Source organism: Rhizobium terrae, assembly GCF_003425685.1.
Taxonomy (GTDB): domain Bacteria; phylum Pseudomonadota; class Alphaproteobacteria; order Rhizobiales; family Rhizobiaceae; genus Neorhizobium; species Neorhizobium terrae.
Genome location: NZ_QJKM01000008.1, coordinates 143,923 through 161,038 on the forward strand (window position 1 = coordinate 143,923; position 17,116 = coordinate 161,038).

Here is a 17,116-nt window from a genome sequence, read left to right on the forward strand (position 1 = left end):
CCCTACTTGTCTTCCGCCATCGCGCCCAGGAGTTTCGGCAGGTCGCCGAACCGCGCCACCAGGCCGAAGATGACCGCCGCGACGAGGAGGAAGAGCACCGTCACCGAGGCCATGGTCGGCGTGTAGCCGTAACGAAGCGCATTGAAGATCTTGATCGGCAGGGTTTCCATGGTGAAGCCGACCGTCATGTAGGCGACGATATATTCATTGAGCGACAAAACGAAGGCGAAGGCATAACCCGAGACGAGATAAGGCAGGATGAGCGGCAGCACGACGGTGCGGAACACGGTCCTGTCGTCGGCGCCCATGGTCGCGGCCGCTTCCACCAGCGAGCGGTCGATCGCCGAAAAGCCAAGCGACAGGGTCACCAGGGGCAGGGTGACGAAGAAGATGCCGTGGCTGATGACCGCGGTCCAGGGCTGGCCGTAGAGGCCGGTCGTCGCCCAGAAGGTGAGAAGCCCGAGCGCGGTGATGACCGGCGGCAGGGTGAAAGGCGCCACGCCGAGAAGCTGGAAGATGTTGGCCCAGGGCGCAATGCGCCGCCACAGGAACCAGGCGAGCGGCAGCGCGATCAGCAGTGCCAGCAGCGCGGAGGCCGCCGCCAGCGTCAGCGAGGCGATCAGGGCATTGCGCCATTCCGCATTGGTGAAGATCTGCCCGTACCAGGAAAGCGAAAAGCCCTGCGGCGGGAAGGCGAGCGTCTGGCGCTGATTGACCGAGACACCGGCGACGACGATCAGCGGCAGCGCCAGGAACAGGCCGACGGCGAAGAAGAACAGGCGGCGCAACACGGTCATTTGGCTTGCCTCTGTTGTCCGGCATAAAGTGACAGGCCCACCAGCGCTAGCGACACCATCACGAGGAACACGGCCATGGCGGCGGCGAACGGCATGTTGGACTGGTAGATCGCCTGGTCGGTGATGAGAACCGAGAGCGTCCAGTGTTGCGGCCGGCCGAGAAGCTGCGGCAGGAGATAGGAGCCGAGCGCGAAGATGAAGACCATGATCAGCGTCGCGAGAATGGTGTTCCGAAGCGCCGGCACGACCACCGTGAAGAAGGCCTTGACCGGAGAGGCGCCGAGCGTCCGTGCGGCTTCCGTCAGCGTCGGGTCGAGCCGCACCAGCGCCGGATAGAGGACGAGCACCGTGTAGGGGAAGGCCTGATAGGTCATGGCGGTCATGACGGCGCCGAAGCTCGGGGTCAGCGCCTGTGCCTGCTCCATCAGGCCGAGCCAGACGAAGAGATTGGTGATGCCGGCGGTGCGCGAAAAGAGCGTCGACCACGCAAAACCGATCATCACTTCCGACAGCGACAGGATGGAGAGCAGCGCCACCAGCCAGACGATCTGGAGGCTGCGCCTGGAACGGGACAAGAGATAGGTGAAGGGAATGCCGATCACCACGCAGGCAATGGCCACGGCGATCGCCAGGAACAGCGAGAACCCGAGCACCTTGCCGAAGAACAGGCTGAGGAAGCGGGCGTAATTGTCGAAGACGAAGGCCGGCGTATAGAACCCGCCCTGTTGCCGCTGAAAAAAAGAAACGGCGATCATCGTGGCGAAGGGCACCACGAAGAACAGCGTCAGCATGCCTGCCGGGAAAAGGAGCGGCCCGTAATCGGAAAGGCGCTGCGGCGGTTCGCGTCTCATTTGGCAAGCACCACGCTGGTCTCGGGATCGAGCCGGATGCCGACCCCTTGGCCGACCGAAACCTCCGGCCGGCTGCGCGGCGAGGAAACGGCGATCACCTGGCTGCCGCCGGCTTCCACGAAGGTCTCGATCGCGCCGCCGAGATCGCGGATGAAGGTGATGGTGCCGGAAATCGCACCGTTGCCGGGCGCGGTTATCTGCACGTCCTCCGGACGCACGGAGAGCAGGCCCTTGGCGCCGCTGCTCGGAGCATAAAGCCCGTCGATCAGCTGTCCGAGGACGGTCACCCGGCGGGCGCTGTCGGCCTCGAAGGGCAGAAGGTTGGTCTGGCCGATGAAGTCCGCGACAAAGCTGTCGGCCGGGCGGCGGTAGATATCGACCGGGGCGGCGGCCTGGCGGATTTCGCCCTTGTTCATCACCACGACCGTGTCGGCCATGGTCATCGCCTCGCGCTGGTCATGGGTGACGACGATGGTGGTGATGCCGAGCCGCTGCTGCAGCTGCCGCAGTTCTACCTGCATCGCTTCCCGCAGCTTGGCATCGAGCGCCGAAAGCGGCTCGTCGAGCAGGAAAAGCTTCGGCGAGATCGCCAGCGCCCGGGCGATCGCGACGCGCTGCCGCTGGCCGCCGGAAAGCTTGTTGACGGAGCGGTCGGCAAACCCCGGCAGGTGGATCATCGCCAAGAGTTCCTCGACGCGTTTCTTCTGCACGTCCTTGGGCGTGCCGCGGATGCGCAGCGAGTAGGCGATGTTCTCGCCGACCGTCAGGTGCGGGAAGAGTGCCAGCGACTGGAAGACCATGCCGAGATCGCGCTTGTGGGTCGGCACCTTGGTGATGTCTGAGCCGCCGAGCGCGATCGAACCGCCGGTCGGCAGGTCGAGGCCGGCGATCATCCGCATCAGCGTGGTCTTGCCGCAGCCGGAAGGGCCGAGCAGGCAGACGAAGGTGCCATCCGGCACCGACAGGCTGATGTCGTTGACCGCCGTGAAGGTGCCGAACTGCTTCGTCACATTTTGGATAGACAGGCCAGACATGGTCCCCATTCCGTTGTCGTTTTCGCTCTCACGCCGGCAGCCGGCAGGGAACGGATAATGCTTCGAAATCCCGAATGTTCTGCGTGACGACCACGAGCCCATGGGCCTTGGCCGTCGCCGCGATCAGCACGTCCGCGAGGCTGGGATTGTGGCCCCGCGCAATGGCTTCGCCTTCCATGCTGCCGGCGACCAGAGCGACATGCGCATCGACCGGCAGAAGCCTGTGTTCGTATTCCAGGGCGAGGTCTCGGATCCAGCGAGACAGGCGAGCCGCCTTTTCAGCGCTCCCTGCCTTGGTTCTGGACAGTTTTTCCGCGCCCTTTTCCAGTTCCTGAAGCGAAATCATGGAAATGCAGATCGCATCGTCCTTTTGCTGTGCTTCAAGCCAGGTGGCAAAAGCGATTGTCGCCCGGCCATTGAAAAACAGCGAGAGGACATTCGTATCGAGCAGATAGCCGCTCAAAGATCGATATCCCTGCTGGACGTGCGGTTTCTGTCGACCTCCAGATCGGCGACCGGAATGCTGCGCAGGAAATTCACCAGGCTTCGCTCCGGGCGTCGCAACACCTTTTTAGCCGCCTCCGCCGCCTCGACCGGCACGATGGCCGCCACGGGTTTGCCGTGGCGCGTGATCGTGACGAACTCGCCCTTCATGACGCTATCGACCAGGGTCGAAAGACCCGCTTTCGCATCACGCAGACTGACGGTGGACATGATGGCCTCAAGTGGTTACTTGTGACCACATTGCCACAATCGCCCGGTGATATCCAGCGGAATTACCCCGCGATCATTTCCGTCCACTTCTGGTTCAGGAAGTCGGACTTGGTCTGGTAGAGGTCGTAGCGCGGAATGATCGGCTCGATGTCGGAGGAAACCGCCGCGAATTCCTTGTCGGAGAGGTCGAGCAGGCTGCGCTGCACCGTCGGGGAGGTGCCGACCTTGCGGGAAAGCGTCGCCTGGATGGCCGGTTGGCACATGTAGTTGATGAAGGTGTGCGCCTCCTCGGTCTTTTTCGAGGCGCGCGACAGGGCCCAGCAGCCCGAATCCTGGATGCCGCCTTCCTTGGGGAAGGTGGAGCGGACCGGATTGCCGTCGGCGGCGGCGAGGCCGGTGACGTCGTGGTAATACTGGCCCATCGGGATTTCGCCGGATTTCAGCGCCTGCTCGAACTGCGCTTCGTCGCGATACCAGAGGCGGACGTTCGGCTTCAGCTCGGCGAGCTTTTCCAGCGCCTTGACAATGCCTTCGTCGGTATCGAGCGCCTTGGTGCCGCCCATGAAGGTTTTCGCCGTCACTTCGAGCAGGAAGGAGTTGGAGACGAGCGCCAGGAGGCCGAGCTTGTCGGCCTTGTCCTTGGCCCACATGTCGGCCCAGGAGGTCGGCGCCTGTTTGAAGACGTCGGTGTTGGAAACCAGGGTGATGTACCAGGAGACGGCGCCGATGCCGGCGACCTTGCCGTCCGGGTACTTGTTGACGAAGCGCTCGATGAGGTTCTTCGAGTTCGGGATCTTCGCCATGTCGAGCGGCGCCCAGAGATTGGTCGACTGGCCCTTCAGCATCGCGACCTGCGACATCATCGAGACGTCGGCCGGAGCCGCACCCGCCTTGGCGGCCTGTTCCAGCTGCACCAGCCAGGCCTCGCCGGTCGGCTCGGCGACGGATTCCACGGCGATGCCGGTCGCCTTGGTGAAATCGGCAAAGATGTTCTTGTCGAACGAATCCTTGAAATAGCCGCCATAGACGCCGACCTTCAGGCTCTTGTCCTGGGCGCGCAGCACGGCGGGCATGGCCAGCATGGAAGCACCGGCAAGGCCCGCGCCGAGCATCGTGCGGCGAGTTACCTTTCCGTTGGCCATTTTCCCGTTGAAGATGTCAGACATGATGTCTCTCCTTTGTTTGCCCGGCCGGGTCGTTGCCCGCGGGCGAGTTCCCACTCTTCTCTGTCATTTTATGCCGGTTTCAGCCTTTCACGGAAGGGCTGAAGACCATCAGGCTGAGGATTTCGAACAGCATCTGGGCGCCCGCATGCGCCGTGTTGTTGGTGGCGTCATATTGCGGCGCGACCTCGACGACATCGCCGCCGACGATGTTGATGCCCTTGAGCCCGCGGAAGATTTCCAGAACCTCGCGGGTGGTCAGTCCGCCGATTTCGGGCGTGCCGGTGCCGGGCGCGAAGCTCGGGTCCAGGCTATCGACGTCGAAGGAGACATAAGTCGGCCCGTCGCCGACGATCTGTCTTGCCTTCTCGATGATCGCGGGAATGCCCATGCCGGTCACGTCTTCCGCATGGATCACGGTCATGCCGGACTCGTAGGAGAATTCCCAGAGATATTCGGCAGCACCCCGGATGCCGATCTGGATCGTCCGGGTCGGATCGAGCACGCCGTCCAGCACCGCATTGCGGAACGGGCCGCCGTGATGGAACTTCGTCTCGTCGAAAAAGCCGCTCGTATCGCAATGCGCGTCGATATGGATCATCCCGACCGGCGCCTTTTTGCCCACCGCCTTCAGGATCGGGTGCGTGATCGAATGGTCGCCGCCGATCGACAGCGGCAGCACGCCTGCATCGACGATCTGGTTGACGCGTTTTTCGATGTCGTCATGGCTCATTTCCAACCGGTAGCGGCTGCGGAACGGCACGTCGCCGATATCGGCCACGCGCAGCTCGTGGGTCGGCGCGCATTCAAGAACATGGTTGTAGGGCCCGACGCGCTCGATCGCCCGCAGCGCCCGCGGTCCGAAACGGGAACCGGGGCGGTTGGTGACGCCGAGATCCATCGGCATGCCGATCATCGCCACCTGCAGGTCGCCGAAATCGGGGTTTTCCGCATCGACGGCGAGATAGGGCGCATCGAGAAACGTCGGCAGTCCGGCATAGGGCGCGACGCGCGTGCCGGCCTTGTTGAAGATCTTCTCGCCAACCTTCTTGAACTTCTCGTCGAAAATCTCGCCGCCGGGGCTGTTCAGATATTTCGCCCTCAGTTCCTCGAGCTTCCTGCCGTCGAACGCCATGATTGCCTCGCCTGTTTTCCCGGCCGCTTGAGCGCAGCCTAATTTTTGTTCCGCCGGGTCGACCGCCCTTGTTTTGATCATTATCCGCCGAGACGGGGTGGAAAAGCAATTGAGATTGTTCTAGCGGTTGCTGTGAGAAAAACTAACAATAAGGATCAGAATGACGAGCCGCCTGCCGCCGCTCAATCCGCTTCGCGCCTTCGAGGCCACGGCCCGGCGCGGCTCCGTTTCGGCCGCGGCCCGCGAACTCAACGTCACACATGGCGCGATCAGCCATCAGATCAAGGCGCTCGAACAGTCCCTCAACGTCGCGCTGTTCGAACGGGGCGCGAAGCGGCTGAAACTCACGTCGGAAGGCGCGCTCCTGCTGCCGGCCGTCAGCCAGGCTTTTGGCGAGATCGCTGCCGCCACCGCCCAGATGAAGCGCCCGGCGACATCGGGCGAACTGTCGATCACCTGCGTGCCGGCGCTGTTTTCCTTCTGGATCGTGCCGCGGCTCAATTCCTTCACCGACCAGTTCCCGGGCGTCAGGCTGAAGCTCGCGGCCTCCAACGATCCGGCGCATCTCCATTCGCCGGACGTGGATGTCTGCATTCTTTACGGCGACGGCAACTGGCCGGATGCGTGGACGCGGCTCTGGAGCAATCTCGAACTTTTCCCCGTCGCGAGCCCCACGCTTCTGAACAGCCGGCCGCTGCGCTCGATGCGCGACTTGGAGGACCACGTGCTCCTGCACGGCGATGCGGATGGTCGCGAATGGAATATCTGGCTCGCCGCCGCCAACGCCATCGACCTGCCGCGCCGGCAACAGCATTTCATGGGCGATGCGCGGTTTTCGACCGAAGCGGCGCTGCACGGCCAGGGCATCGCCCTCGGCGACACGATCACCGCCAGCAATCTGATCGCCAGAGGCGAACTCGTCGTCCCCTTCGACTTGAGCGTCACCGCCAACGACTCCTTCTACGTCGCCTGCCGTCCGGCGATGCGCTCCACCCCGATCGTCCGCGTCTTCATCGACTGGATATTCGCCTCGCTGGAAGCCGACCGCCTGGCGGAACCGCATACGTCCGCCCGCACGCTGCTGAGGAGCAGGAGAGGGTGAGAGTCGGACAGCATCTGTGCTAACCTGCCGCGCACTGATTCCCCGACCTGCCGGACGTCATGGAAACCTCGCTCTACCAACCCGTCAAAACCTTTCTCGAAGGCTTCGGCTACGAGGTGAAGGGGGAGGTGGGAGGCTGCGATCTCGTGGGATTGAGCGAAGCGGACCCGCCGGTCGTCGTGATCTGCGAACTGAAGCTCGCCTTCAACCTCGAACTCATCCTGCAGGCCGTCGACCGGGCGAATGCTTCGGACGAGGTGTGGATCGCGGCGCGGGTTTCCGCCAGCGGCAGGGGGCGGGAGGCGGACAGGCGCTACCGCGATCTCTGCCGGAGGCTCGGCATCGGCATGCTGGGAGTATCGGATACGGATGAGGTGAGCGTGCTGGTCAGTTCCGTCTCGCCCATGCCGCGCACCAACCCCAAGCGGCGGACGAGACTGATCCGGGAGCATCGCAGGCGCCGCGGCGATCCGGCCATCGGCGGCAGCACCAAGGTGCCGGTGATGACCGCCTACCGGCAGCAGGCGCTGGCCTGTGCCGCCGCCTTGGCGGACGGGCCGCTCAGGCCGCGGGACCTCAGGCAGGCGGCACCGAATGCCGGTCCCATCCTGCTTGCCAATTATTACGGCTGGTTCGAGCGGGTCGAAAAGGGCGTCTATGCGCTGACCGATCTCGGCCGTCAGGCGCTGGCGCGCTGGCCCCAGCAGCCGGCAGCCGAGCCCGTTCCGGCGCCGTAACCCGGCACGACAAATGGAAGCCCGCCCGCCTTCGGGAGGCGGGCGGTTCTGTTGGCTGGCGTTTGAAGGCTCGGGCCTTACGGCTGCGAGCCCGTGCCGCCTGCACCGCCGGCCGGCGGGGTCGCCGGAGCGGGGTTGCCCGCCGGCGGAGCCGGGGTCATCGGAGCCGGCGCCGGAGAAGGCGACGTATTGTCGGTTACAGGCGGATTGGTCGAAGACGTCGTCTGCGGATCGGTGGACGAGCCACCCATCTGCGACCACACGAAGGCGCCGACCAGGATCACAGCGATCACAGCCACCCACGGCACCCATGAAGAGCTGCCGCTGCGGACTTCGGATGTCCGGAGGTCCGGATTGCGAGAATCCGGATTCCGGTCTTCGAACTTTCTGTCATTGGGATCAAAAGTCATGATTGCTTCCTCCTTCTGCTGCCGGACAATGCCTTCCGGCGCATTTGGTTCCCGATTTCGTGATCGGCGGAAACGAACTGTGCCTTTTCAACGCGCAAATTTCTTGGCGCCTGCCACGCAGGCAACCACCGCCAGCGTTGCGCCGAACATGCTGAAGCTCACTTTTTCGTTGAGAAGAAAGGATGCCAGCACGAGGCCGAAAAAGGGCTGCAGCAGTTGCAGCTGTCCCACTCCGGCAATGCCTCCGAGCGCCAGCCCGCGGTACCAGAAGATGAAGCCGATCAGCATGCTGAACAGCGAGACATAGGCGAGGCCGAGCCAGGACGTGCTGCCGAGGTGCGGGAGCGCAGCCGGCATGGCCGCGGCCGACAGGACGAGCATCACCGGCAGGGAAAGCGCCAACGCCCAGGAAATGACCTGCCAGCCGCCGAGTTTTCGCGAAAGCCGGGCGCCTTCGGCATAACCGAGGCCGCAGGCGATGATCGCTCCCAGCATCAGCACATCGCCGATAGACGAGGCCGCCTCTTCCTGCAGGAGCGCGAAACCGGCGACGATCAGGCTGCCGAGGCAGGAGAACAGCCAGAAGACCGGCTGCGGCCGCTCGCCGCCTCTCAGGACGCCGAAGATCGCCGTGGAAAGCGGCAGCAGGCCGACGAACACGATGGAATGGGCCGAGGTGATGTGTTTGAGAGCGAGCGCGGTAAGCAGCGGAAAACCGATGACCACGCCCATCGAAACGACGGCAAGCGCAAGGAGATCGGAGCGGGCCGGCCGCTTCTCGCGGAAGACCAGGAGCAGGCAGACGGCAAGCAGGCCGGCGATCGTCGCACGCGCCACCGTCAGGAACAGCGGATCGAACTCCGCGACGGCGATGCGGGTGGCGGGAAGCGACCCGCTGAAGATCAATACGCCGAGGAAGCCATTGATCCAGCCGCTTGTCGTCGTGTTCATCGAAGGACTCCGTATTGTCGCGCCTTGCCTTGGACGTCTCGCAGGGACATTCCTTGGGCATTTTTCTCCGCTATCGGGCAGAACCCATGGTGGCGCCAGAGACAATGCGGTACGATTTTTAGAAACTGTAATGGTTTATGGAGCAGTACGGTGGATGCAAGGGTGGATCGGAAGGGCGGCGGCCGGCGCATCGCGGCGGTCATGGCGGAAATCCGAAGCCGCATCGCCGGGCGCGGACTGGTGCCGGGCGCCCGGCTTCCGTCGGTCCGGGCTTTTGCCAGGACCATGCATGTCTCCGCCTCCACCGTGGTGGAAGCCTATGAGCGGCTGGCGGCCGAAGGGCTGATCCGCTCGCGTCCCGGTTCCGGTTTTTACGTGTCGAGCCCGCTTGCACCGCTCTCGCTCTCCGAAATCGGTCCGAAACTCGACCGGGCGATCGATCCGTTCTGGGTGTCGCGGCAGTCTCTGGAAGAAGGCGACCTGCTGAAACCCGGCTGCGGCTGGCTGCCGTCCGCCTGGATGCCGGAGGCGGCGATCCGCCGGGCCCTGCGAAATCTGTCTCGCGCCGAGGACCGCGTGCTGTCGGATTACGGCGCGCCGCTCGGTTCGCTGCCGCTGCGGCAGCTCCTGTCGCGGCGGATGGGCGAGCACGGGATAGCGGCATCGCCCGACCAGATCGTGCTGACCGAATCCGGCACCCAGGCGATCGATCTTCTTTGCCGTTTCCTGATCGAGCCGGGCGATGTCGTCCTGGTGGACGATCCCTGCTATTTTAATTTCCATGCGCTGCTGCGGGCCCACCGCGCCAAGGTCATCGGCGTGCCGATGACGCCGGCGGGGCCGGATATCGAGGCTTTCGGCCAGGCGTTGGAGGAACATGAGCCGCGGCTCTACATCACCAATTCCGGCATCCACAACCCGACCGGCGCGACGCTTTCGCCGGTCGTGGCGCATCGGTTGCTGAAGCTCGCCGAACGGGCGGACCTGACGATCGTCGAGGACGACATCTTCGCCGATCTGGAGCACGAACCGTCGCCGCGGCTCGCCGCCTTCGACGGGCTAGACCGCGTCGTGCATATCGGCAGTTTTTCCAAGACGCTTTCCGCCTCGGTGCGCTGCGGTTTCATCGCCGCGAAGCCGGAATGGATCGAGGCGTTGGTGGATCTCAAGATCGCCACCAATTTCGCCGCTTCGCGCCTGTCGTCGGAACTCGTCCTCACGCTTTTGACCGATGGTAGCTATCGCAGGCACCTGGACGAGCTGCGCCTGAGGCTCGCCAAAGCCATGCAGGCGACCGAGGAACGGCTTGCCGCGATCGGTATTAAGCCTTGGCTTCGTCCCCGGGCGGGGATGTTTCTCTGGTGCCGGCTGCCCGACGAGATCGAGGCGGCGGACTTGGCGCATGCCTGCCTTCATGACGGGGTCATCCTTGCGCCGGGCAATGTCTTCAGCCAGTCGCAGAATGCGGGAGGTTTCCTGCGCTTCAACGTGGCGCAATCGCAGGATCCGCGGATGTTCGAAAGCCTCGCACGGGCACTGCGGAGGCAGAGTTAACAAAAGGTTGACAGCTGTCAACTTGATGAGTCGGGGGAGACGTATGCCGTTCGGCGCCCGAGGTCATCCCCCTCTGCCCTGCCGGGCAGAGGGGGATGGAATGGGGAGGACTTACGAGATCTGGCGCCTCGCACTCAATTCCGCGCCATCATCCCTTTCGGCCCGGTCCAGTTGTGCCACTGTTCGACGCTGCCGTGGAAGACGTTGAGGTCGATCTTGCCTTCCACGCCATGGGAGAGGCCCGATCCGGAATACTGCCAGAACAGCCATTTGCGGCCCGGATAGACCCTGGAGGGATGCTGGGCGACGGCGCGCAGCCAGAAGGGATGGTCGAGGAATTCACCGGAAAGGTTGTCTTCGTAGAAATCCGGCGCGGTATAGATGATCGGACGCTGGCCGTAATGGCGCTCCAGCTTGTCCATGAAGACCTGCATCTTTTCCAGCACCCGCGCGCGGGAGATTTTCTGGCTGCAGCGGGATTCCCCGTTCCATTCCACGTCGATGACCGGCGGCAGAGCATCGGGATCGCGCGGTACGTTGCGGATGAACCAGTCGGCCTGTTCGCCTGCGGTGCGGCACCAGTAGAAGAAATGGTAGGCGCCGCGTTTCAGGCCGGCGGCCTTGGCACGGTTCCAGTTGGTCTTGAACATCGGGTCGAGATGGTCGCCGCCGTCGGTCGCCTTGATATAGGCGAAGTTGGCGCCCTGGGTGCGGAGCCTCGGCCAGTCGATCTCGCCCTGCCAGCGCGACACGTCGACGCCGTGGACCGGATAGCTCTTCGGCGTCACGCGGCCGAAATTGATCGGCTTGGCGTCGCGGAACTGCCGGCTGTAGATCTGCATGCGGCTGCCGCGGCTCGGCGGCGGCTCCAGCATGGGCGCGGCGGCCGGCGGCCTGTCGGGCATCAGCATGGCGACCGGCCTTTCCCCCGGAAGCGGCATGCCGAGCGTGGTTTCCTGTGCGAAGGCCTGCGGCGGACGCATCTGCCCCGCCCAGGCGAGCTGCTCCACATGCGCCTCCTGTTCCGGAATGGCGGCAGCCGGGGTCATGCCCGCGGCGGATGCCGCCGGCATGTTCTGCGCCATCGGCGCCGGATTTGCGTTGAGGCGCGCGGTCTTGCCGACGCTGACGGAGGGCACCGGCGCGGCCGACTGGGCGACGGAGCCCGTAGTCTCCTTGCGGGATACGCCGGCGGTGACCGCCTCCGGATCCGAGGAGGCACAGCCCGCCAAGGCAAGGCAGGTGAAAAACAGAGCTGGCGCAGCCGATAGACGCATTTGGAACCCGTACGCAAAACAACCAAAACGGCAGCCCCCGCGCCGTCGATAACTCCGGACAGGAATTGCTAACGGAAAATTACCAGGAAATGCTGAATCCAACCTTTACGTCGGCAAGGTTTCTCTAAATTAGACGCCTTGTCCCGAAATCAGCCGCGCGGCCCGATCGGCCGGGCCGGATTGCCCGCGACGGTACTCCCCGGCGGGACGTCCCGGGTGACCACCGAACCCGCACCGACGATGGCGCCATCGCCGATCGTCACCCCGCCGAGAATGATCGCGCCGCCGCCGATCCACACATCCGCGCCGATGGTGACAGGCCTGGCGATCTCGATGCCCTTCGAGCGCAGCGCCGGATCTCGATCATGGTCCGCGCAATAGATATGGACGCCCGGCCCCAGCATGGAGCGGGCGCCGATCCGCACCGGAGCGGAGTCGAGGATGGTGCAGCCGGCATTCAGGTAGACCCCGTCGTCAAGCGCGGTGTTCATCCCGTAGGAACAATGGAACGGCGCTTCGAGGAAGGCGCTTGCCGATGCTTCCGCGAAAAGCAGCCGCAGTGCAGGCGCCATGGCCCCGCGCTCGCCGGGGGGCATGGTGTTGTGCGCGTGGCAGGCGGCCCGTGCCTTGTCCCGCAAAACATCCAGTTCCGGATCGAGGCAGCAGTACCATTCGCCCGCCGCCATCTTTTCCCGCTCGCTCGCCACGCCTTTGTTCCCGTTCATCGCGATGCGCCGGCCCTGATGCGGGCCGCCTCGCGCCGTTCGAGGCTTGTCGCCGGCCACATCTCCTTGGTGCTGTAATAGACTTCGAAGGCGTTGGCATTTTCCGGCAGCTGCACCCAGGGCAGTTTCGAGCGGGTGAAGATATGCACGTCGGGCATGAACTCCGCCCGCTTCTCCAGCGTCGACACGCGGATGAACAGCATCCACTTGCGGCGGCCGTAATCGCTCCAGAGAGCCGTCTGGCATTCGCTGCAGCGATAGATGTCGTGGGGGAAGCCGCTGTCCGTCTTCATCGCCACGGCTACCGGTTCCCCTTGCGTGAGTTCGACGCGATCGGCCTCGACCAGCGCATTGATGGCGAAGGCGCCGCCCGTCTGCCGCTGGCAGTCGGTGCAGTGGCAGCAATGGATGAACATCGGCCGCCCGTGCATGCGATAGCGGACCCCGCCGCAGAAACAGCCGCCCTCGAAAATCTCGTCCATCCGGTTTCCTCCATGCTCTGCCGCGAGCCTATCACGAAATTCCGGCCCGTCATGACGCGCCGCAAAATAGGGAAGACGGGCGCGGCGGGTTCTGCTTTAAACTTGGCCGAACGGTGTCAGCAGGGAATGAGGCATGTCAAAGGAACGTATAGGAATCGCAGGTCTTGGCCGCATGGGCGCCGCCATGGCGGAGCGGCTGGCAAGGGAAGGTTTCGCGGTGATGGGATGGACCCGCAGCGGCCTGCCGGCGGAAAAGGCGGATAACCTCGGCATCGCCGCGGCCGGCGATCTCGCTGCGCTCGCCGCAGCCTCCGATATCGTTATCCTGGCGCTCCTCGATGATGCGGCGGTCCATACGACGCTCGAGGCGCTGGCGGCCTGTGACCTCGCCGGCAAGCTCGTCGTCGACACCAGCACGGTCAGCCCCGAAACCTTGCGGGCCCACCGCAAGGCCATGGAGGCGAAGGGTGCGGCGCTTCTCGACGCGCCGATTTCCGGCGGGCCGGAAATGCTGCTGGCCGGCACGGTCGGCCTTTTCATCGGCGGGGCCGAAAGGGATTTCCAGCGGTTCGGGCCGGTCGCCGAAACGCTTTCCAACCGCATCCACCATGTCGGCAGGCTGGGCGACGGCGCCTCGGCGAAACTCGTCAACAACATGATGCTGATGGGGCTCTGGCAGGTGATGAAGGAGGCGATCAAGCTCGGTGGTGCGGCGGGCCTGTCCCGCGAGAAGATGATCGACATCCTGACCGGCAGTCCGGCGGCAAGCCCGGCGATGCGCTCGCGCCTGCCGGTCATCCTCGGCGAGACGGAGGCGGTCGGTTTTCCGGTTTCCGGCGTGCTGAAGGACATGGGCGTGGTCTTCGACCTTGCCGGTCATCTCGGCGTCGAGACGCCGGCGATCCGAGCTTCGCATGCAAGTTTCGCCCAGGCGGCGGCGATGGGCTTCGCCGAGGCCGATCTCGGTACCGTGGTGCGGCTGGCGCTGGAAGGCAGGAGCTGAGCGCGTGCCGCCCGGCCCCTCCGTTCCTGGCCAGCTCCCTTCGCTTCTAGAACGTGCGGCCGAGACGCGCATCGACCGAGTGGCTGTTGCCGCCGCGCAGCGCGAAGAACAGGAAGATGGCCGCCCAGAGGATGGATTTTTCCGTGCCGGCCAAGCCCTGGTCCTGCACCACGCCATGGAAATAGACCGTGACGAGCAGCACGATCATCGCCGCGAACGATGCGGGCCGGGTGAAGAGACCGATGGTGACGAGGATGCCGCCGAAGAACTCCGTGGCGGCGAGCAGGGGGGACCAGAAAACGCCGGGATAGAAGCCGAGGCTTTCGACCATGCCGATCATGCCGAAGGGATTGCCGATCTTGCCGAAACCGTGGGTGACGAGCAGCACCCCGGCGATCACGCGCAGGATGGTCTCGACGACCTCGTGGGTCGATGTGTAGACGGGCGCCAGCGCCGGGACGATGAGTCGGGAACGGGTGGTGGATTGAAGAGCCATGGGAGGACCTCGATGTTGATGGGGCGATTGTTTTCGCTACCGCCCGAAATTGCGTCTCAATCGGGCCCTGTCGAGGCGTCTGCGTTCAAAAACATGAGTGTTTCAGTTAACATTATTGTGAGACCGAATTGAACCGGCAAGGAGGCGAAAGCCATGGAAAAACCGCGCATTACGATCCTCTACTGCACCCAGTGCAACTGGCTGCTCCGGGCCGGATGGATGGCCCAGGAACTCCTGCAGACGTTCGGCGATTCGCTCGGCGAGGTGGCGCTGATCCCCGGCACGGGCGGCAGTTTCGAGATCCGCGTGAATGACGAACTCGTCTGGGAGCGCAAGCGCGACGGCGGCTTCCCAGGCCCGAAGGAGCTGAAGCAGCGTATCCGCGATGTCATCGATCCCGAACGCGACCTCGGCCATGTCGACCGCATCGCGAAGGAAAGCGGCGAGGCCTGAGGTCGCTTGCGGCCGGTGCCATGTCCGGATGCGGACGGCCGGCGCATGTCCTTGCCGCTGCACGGCTTTTCGGCCCTCCAACGGCGGGTCGCCGGCCTTGCGCGACATGCGATGCGAAAGTTTTTGCCGCACTGACATGGAAACTTCAAAAACCCTGTTGACTTGGAAGGGCGAGGCCCGTACATGGCTCTCCGTCGCCCAGATGGCGGAATTGGTAGACGCGCAGGTTTCAGGTACCTGTGCCGCGAGGCGTGGAGGTTCGAGTCCTCTTCTGGGCACCATTTCCCTTTTTCAGCATTGATTGTGCTGGCTTTTTCCCAAGATAAACAGATATCCGGCGCTCCTCCGGGAGCGTGGGGCGAAGTATGCCGCCTTCTCGATTCGAAATCCGGCTGCGCCTTGCCGGAGCGGTCGGATCACCCGAACCGTCGCCTGTACACCGCCCAGGCCGCGCCGGCGCTCATGATGGCGAGGGCGTACCAGGTGATGGCGTAGACGAGGTGCGTGTTGCGGAACTGGACGACCGTCAGGCCACCGACGGGGAGACCGCCGGGGTTTTCGGTGGCATCTGCGTCGATGAAGTAGGGGGCGGTGTTCACAAGGCCCTCGGCGGCGGCGATGGCGGCGATATCGCGGGAATACCAGCGGCCGTTCTGGGGATCGTTGGAGCGCAGGAAGGCGCCGCCGGGTTCGGTGATGCGAAGCAGGCCGGTGACCTGTGTCTTGCTGGCGATTTCGCCTTGGGTTCGCGATGCGGCGTTGCGGCGATCAGTGGGGACGAAACCGCGGTTGACGAGAATGGTTGTGCCGTCAGGCTGCCTGAGCGGCGTCATGACCCAGAAGCCGGCGCCGCGTTCGGTCACGGCCTGGACCAGGACTTCTTTATTGTGATCGAACGTGCCGGTCGCGGTGACGCGGCGATATTCGTCGCGTTCGGTGGCGATGTTCGGCCAATCCGGTGGGGGCGGGGCGGGGACCGGCGCGGCATGCACGCGGTCATCGACCCTTGCGATCAGCTCCAGCTTCCAGAAGAGGCGCTGCACCTGCCATGTGCCGAGGGCGAGGAAGACCACGGTGAGAAACAGCAATGCGGCGGTGAAGAGCCAGGGGGCGGGGGACGAAGTCGATGACATCGAGTGCTATCGCATCCCTCTCAGGCACCCCATCACCACACGCCCCATCACGGCATGTTCTTCATCATCTCCGGCGACATGGGCATCATGTTGGTGTTGAGGTGATGCATGACCCAGAGCGAGCCAGCGAGCGTGATGCCGACGAGGACGAGCGTGAAGATCAGTGCCATCATCGTCCAGCCGCCTTCCGAACGCGGGTTCATGTGCAGGAAATAGACCATGTGGACGACGATCTGCACGACACCCAGACCCATGACGAAGAAGGCGGTCAGGAGCTTGCTGTCGAAGACGCCGCCCATGACGAGCCAGAAGGGAATGGCGGTCAGGATGACCGACAGGGCAAAGCCGATCATATAGCTCCTGAACGTGCCGTGGGCCGCCTCGTGGCCATGGCTGTGGCCGTGATGGGCGTGGCTGGCGCTTTCGTGCGCCGGAGCGTGGGAAGGAGCGTTAGGGTGCGAGCTCATCCGAGGACTCCCATCAGGTAGACGAAGGAGAAGACGCCGATCCAGACGACGTCGAGGAAGTGCCAGAACATCGATAGGCACATCAGGCGGCGCCTGTTTTCCGGGATCAGGCCGCGTTTCGCCACCTGCGCCATCAGCGTAATCAGCCAGATGATGCCGAAGGTGACGTGCAGGCCGTGGGTGCCGACCAGTGTGAAGAAGGAGGAGAGGAAGGCCGAGCGGGTCGGACCGGCGCCCTCGTGGATCAGGTGGCTGAACTCGTAGAGTTCAAGCCCAAGGAAGATCGCCCCGAATACGCCGGTGACGGCGAGCCAGAAGAGCGTCGCGACCTTGTCGCCGCGCTCCATCTGCAACATCGCGAAGCCATAGGTGATGGAGGAGAAAAGCAGCATCGCCGTGTTGAGGGCGACGATCGGCAGGTCGAACAGGTCGGCCGGCGAGGGACCGGCGGCATAGTTGCGGCCGAGCACGCCGTGGGTGGCGAAAAGCACGGCGAAGATCAGGCAGTCGCTCATCAGGTAGAGCCAGAAGCCCAGCATAGTGCTGCCTTCGGGATGATGATCCTCGGTCAGGTAGAATTGCGGCTTTTCGGCTTCGGGATGGCCGGTTTGCACTTGCGTTTCGCTCATGGT

21 protein-coding genes and 1 tRNA gene are annotated in these 17,116 nt (G+C 64.1%); 6 read left to right on the forward strand and 16 right to left on the reverse strand.

The features are described from left to right. Positions 1-2: 2 nt before the first annotated feature. From DMO26_RS16470 to speB, 7 genes are all read right to left on the reverse strand, one after another. A complete protein-coding gene (locus DMO26_RS16470; protein ID WP_117193239.1) occupies positions 3-797 on the reverse strand; it encodes an ABC transporter permease in 795 nt (264 codons plus the stop codon). Continuing rightward, positions 794-1,648: an ABC transporter permease gene (locus tag DMO26_RS16475; RefSeq protein WP_117193240.1), complete on the reverse strand. Its 855-nt coding sequence runs from the start codon at positions 1,646-1,648 to the stop codon at positions 794-796. The genes DMO26_RS16470 and DMO26_RS16475 overlap by 4 nt, the downstream gene beginning before the upstream one ends. Next, positions 1,645-2,682 carry an ABC transporter ATP-binding protein gene (locus DMO26_RS16480; protein ID WP_117193241.1) on the reverse strand — a complete coding sequence of 346 codons (1,038 nt, stop codon included), beginning with the start codon at positions 2,680-2,682 and terminating at the stop codon, positions 1,645-1,647. The genes DMO26_RS16475 and DMO26_RS16480 overlap by 4 nt, the downstream gene beginning before the upstream one ends. 28 nt (positions 2,683-2,710) lie before the next feature. Continuing rightward, positions 2,711-3,145 (reverse strand): type II toxin-antitoxin system VapC family toxin, encoded by a 435-nt coding sequence (locus DMO26_RS16485; protein ID WP_117193242.1) that lies wholly within the window; start codon positions 3,143-3,145, stop codon positions 2,711-2,713. Next, a complete protein-coding gene (locus DMO26_RS16490) occupies positions 3,142-3,396 on the reverse strand; it encodes a type II toxin-antitoxin system Phd/YefM family antitoxin (protein ID WP_117193243.1) in 255 nt (84 codons plus the stop codon). Before DMO26_RS16490 ends, DMO26_RS16485 begins: the two co-directional genes overlap by 4 nt. 62 nt (positions 3,397-3,458) lie before the next feature. After that, on the reverse strand, positions 3,459-4,538 hold the full coding sequence (locus DMO26_RS16495; protein ID WP_117193416.1) for an ABC transporter substrate-binding protein: 1,080 nt from the start codon (positions 4,536-4,538) through the stop codon (positions 3,459-3,461). Between the two features lie 103 nt (positions 4,539-4,641). Next, positions 4,642-5,694 (reverse strand): agmatinase, encoded by a 1,053-nt coding sequence (gene speB, locus DMO26_RS16500; protein WP_117193244.1) that lies wholly within the window; start codon positions 5,692-5,694, stop codon positions 4,642-4,644. A gap of 160 nt (positions 5,695-5,854) precedes the next feature. On the opposite strand from speB, the gene DMO26_RS16505 reads away from it, so the two are divergent. Continuing rightward, positions 5,855-6,796, forward strand: coding sequence for a LysR substrate-binding domain-containing protein (locus tag DMO26_RS16505; protein ID WP_117193245.1), 942 nt, complete (start codon positions 5,855-5,857; stop codon positions 6,794-6,796). A gap of 59 nt (positions 6,797-6,855) precedes the next feature. After that, positions 6,856-7,533 (forward strand): DUF2161 domain-containing phosphodiesterase, encoded by a 678-nt coding sequence (locus tag DMO26_RS16510; protein WP_117193246.1) that lies wholly within the window; start codon positions 6,856-6,858, stop codon positions 7,531-7,533. A gap of 77 nt (positions 7,534-7,610) precedes the next feature. Here DMO26_RS16510 and DMO26_RS16515 read toward each other — a convergent pair whose 3' ends face one another. Continuing rightward, positions 7,611-7,832, reverse strand: a complete 222-nt coding sequence (locus DMO26_RS16515; protein WP_226951317.1) for a hypothetical protein — start codon at positions 7,830-7,832, stop codon at positions 7,611-7,613. 198 nt (positions 7,833-8,030) lie between these two features. Further along, positions 8,031-8,894: a DMT family transporter gene (locus DMO26_RS16520; protein ID WP_117193248.1), complete on the reverse strand. Its 864-nt coding sequence runs from the start codon at positions 8,892-8,894 to the stop codon at positions 8,031-8,033. Positions 8,895-9,095: 201 nt separating this feature from the next. Between DMO26_RS16520 and DMO26_RS16525 the strand changes: the two genes are divergently transcribed. Then, positions 9,096-10,448: an aminotransferase-like domain-containing protein gene (locus DMO26_RS16525; protein ID WP_117193417.1), complete on the forward strand. Its 1,353-nt coding sequence runs from the start codon at positions 9,096-9,098 to the stop codon at positions 10,446-10,448. 134 nt (positions 10,449-10,582) lie between these two features. Here the strand turns inward: DMO26_RS16525 and DMO26_RS16530 are convergent, their stop codons facing one another. The 3 genes from DMO26_RS16530 to DMO26_RS16540 form a co-directional block, all read right to left on the reverse strand. Then, positions 10,583-11,725, reverse strand: coding sequence for a glycoside hydrolase family 25 protein (locus DMO26_RS16530; protein ID WP_117193249.1), 1,143 nt, complete (start codon positions 11,723-11,725; stop codon positions 10,583-10,585). Positions 11,726-11,874: 149 nt separating this feature from the next. Continuing rightward, the gene (locus DMO26_RS16535; RefSeq protein WP_117193250.1) at positions 11,875-12,450 is read right to left on the reverse strand and encodes a sugar O-acetyltransferase; all 576 of its coding nucleotides are present in this window, start codon (positions 12,448-12,450) and stop codon (positions 11,875-11,877) included. Beyond that, the gene (locus DMO26_RS16540; protein ID WP_117193251.1) at positions 12,447-12,932 is read right to left on the reverse strand and encodes a GFA family protein; all 486 of its coding nucleotides are present in this window, start codon (positions 12,930-12,932) and stop codon (positions 12,447-12,449) included. Before DMO26_RS16540 ends, DMO26_RS16535 begins: the two co-directional genes overlap by 4 nt. A gap of 133 nt (positions 12,933-13,065) precedes the next feature. Between DMO26_RS16540 and DMO26_RS16545 the strand changes: the two genes are divergently transcribed. Further along, complete coding sequence (locus DMO26_RS16545; RefSeq protein ID WP_117193252.1) at positions 13,066-13,935, forward strand: NAD(P)-dependent oxidoreductase; 870 nt, start codon at positions 13,066-13,068, stop codon at positions 13,933-13,935. Between the two features lie 46 nt (positions 13,936-13,981). Here the strand turns inward: DMO26_RS16545 and DMO26_RS16550 are convergent, their stop codons facing one another. Then, entirely contained in the window at positions 13,982-14,431 is a 450-nt protein-coding gene (locus tag DMO26_RS16550) for a DoxX family protein (protein ID WP_117193253.1), read from the reverse strand. 153 nt (positions 14,432-14,584) lie between these two features. Here DMO26_RS16550 and DMO26_RS16555 point away from each other — a divergent pair, with 153 nt between their 5' ends. Continuing rightward, positions 14,585-14,884: a SelT/SelW/SelH family protein gene (locus tag DMO26_RS16555; RefSeq protein ID WP_117193254.1), complete on the forward strand. Its 300-nt coding sequence runs from the start codon at positions 14,585-14,587 to the stop codon at positions 14,882-14,884. Between the two features lie 196 nt (positions 14,885-15,080). Then, a tRNA-Leu gene (locus DMO26_RS16560) sits at positions 15,081-15,165 on the forward strand. Between the two features lie 135 nt (positions 15,166-15,300). Here the strand turns inward: DMO26_RS16560 and DMO26_RS16565 are convergent. From DMO26_RS16565 to cyoC, 3 genes are read right to left on the reverse strand one after another with little or no spacing between them, the layout of a single operon-like run. Next, a complete protein-coding gene (locus tag DMO26_RS16565) occupies positions 15,301-16,017 on the reverse strand; it encodes an SURF1 family protein (RefSeq protein WP_117193255.1) in 717 nt (238 codons plus the stop codon). A gap of 47 nt (positions 16,018-16,064) precedes the next feature. Continuing rightward, positions 16,065-16,484, reverse strand: a complete 420-nt coding sequence (gene cyoD, locus DMO26_RS16570) for a cytochrome o ubiquinol oxidase subunit IV (RefSeq protein WP_117193256.1) — start codon at positions 16,482-16,484, stop codon at positions 16,065-16,067. Then, positions 16,481-17,113 (reverse strand): cytochrome o ubiquinol oxidase subunit III, encoded by a 633-nt coding sequence (cyoC, locus tag DMO26_RS16575; protein ID WP_117193257.1) that lies wholly within the window; start codon positions 17,111-17,113, stop codon positions 16,481-16,483. Before cyoC ends, cyoD begins: the two co-directional genes overlap by 4 nt. Positions 17,114-17,116: the final 3 nt, after the last annotated feature.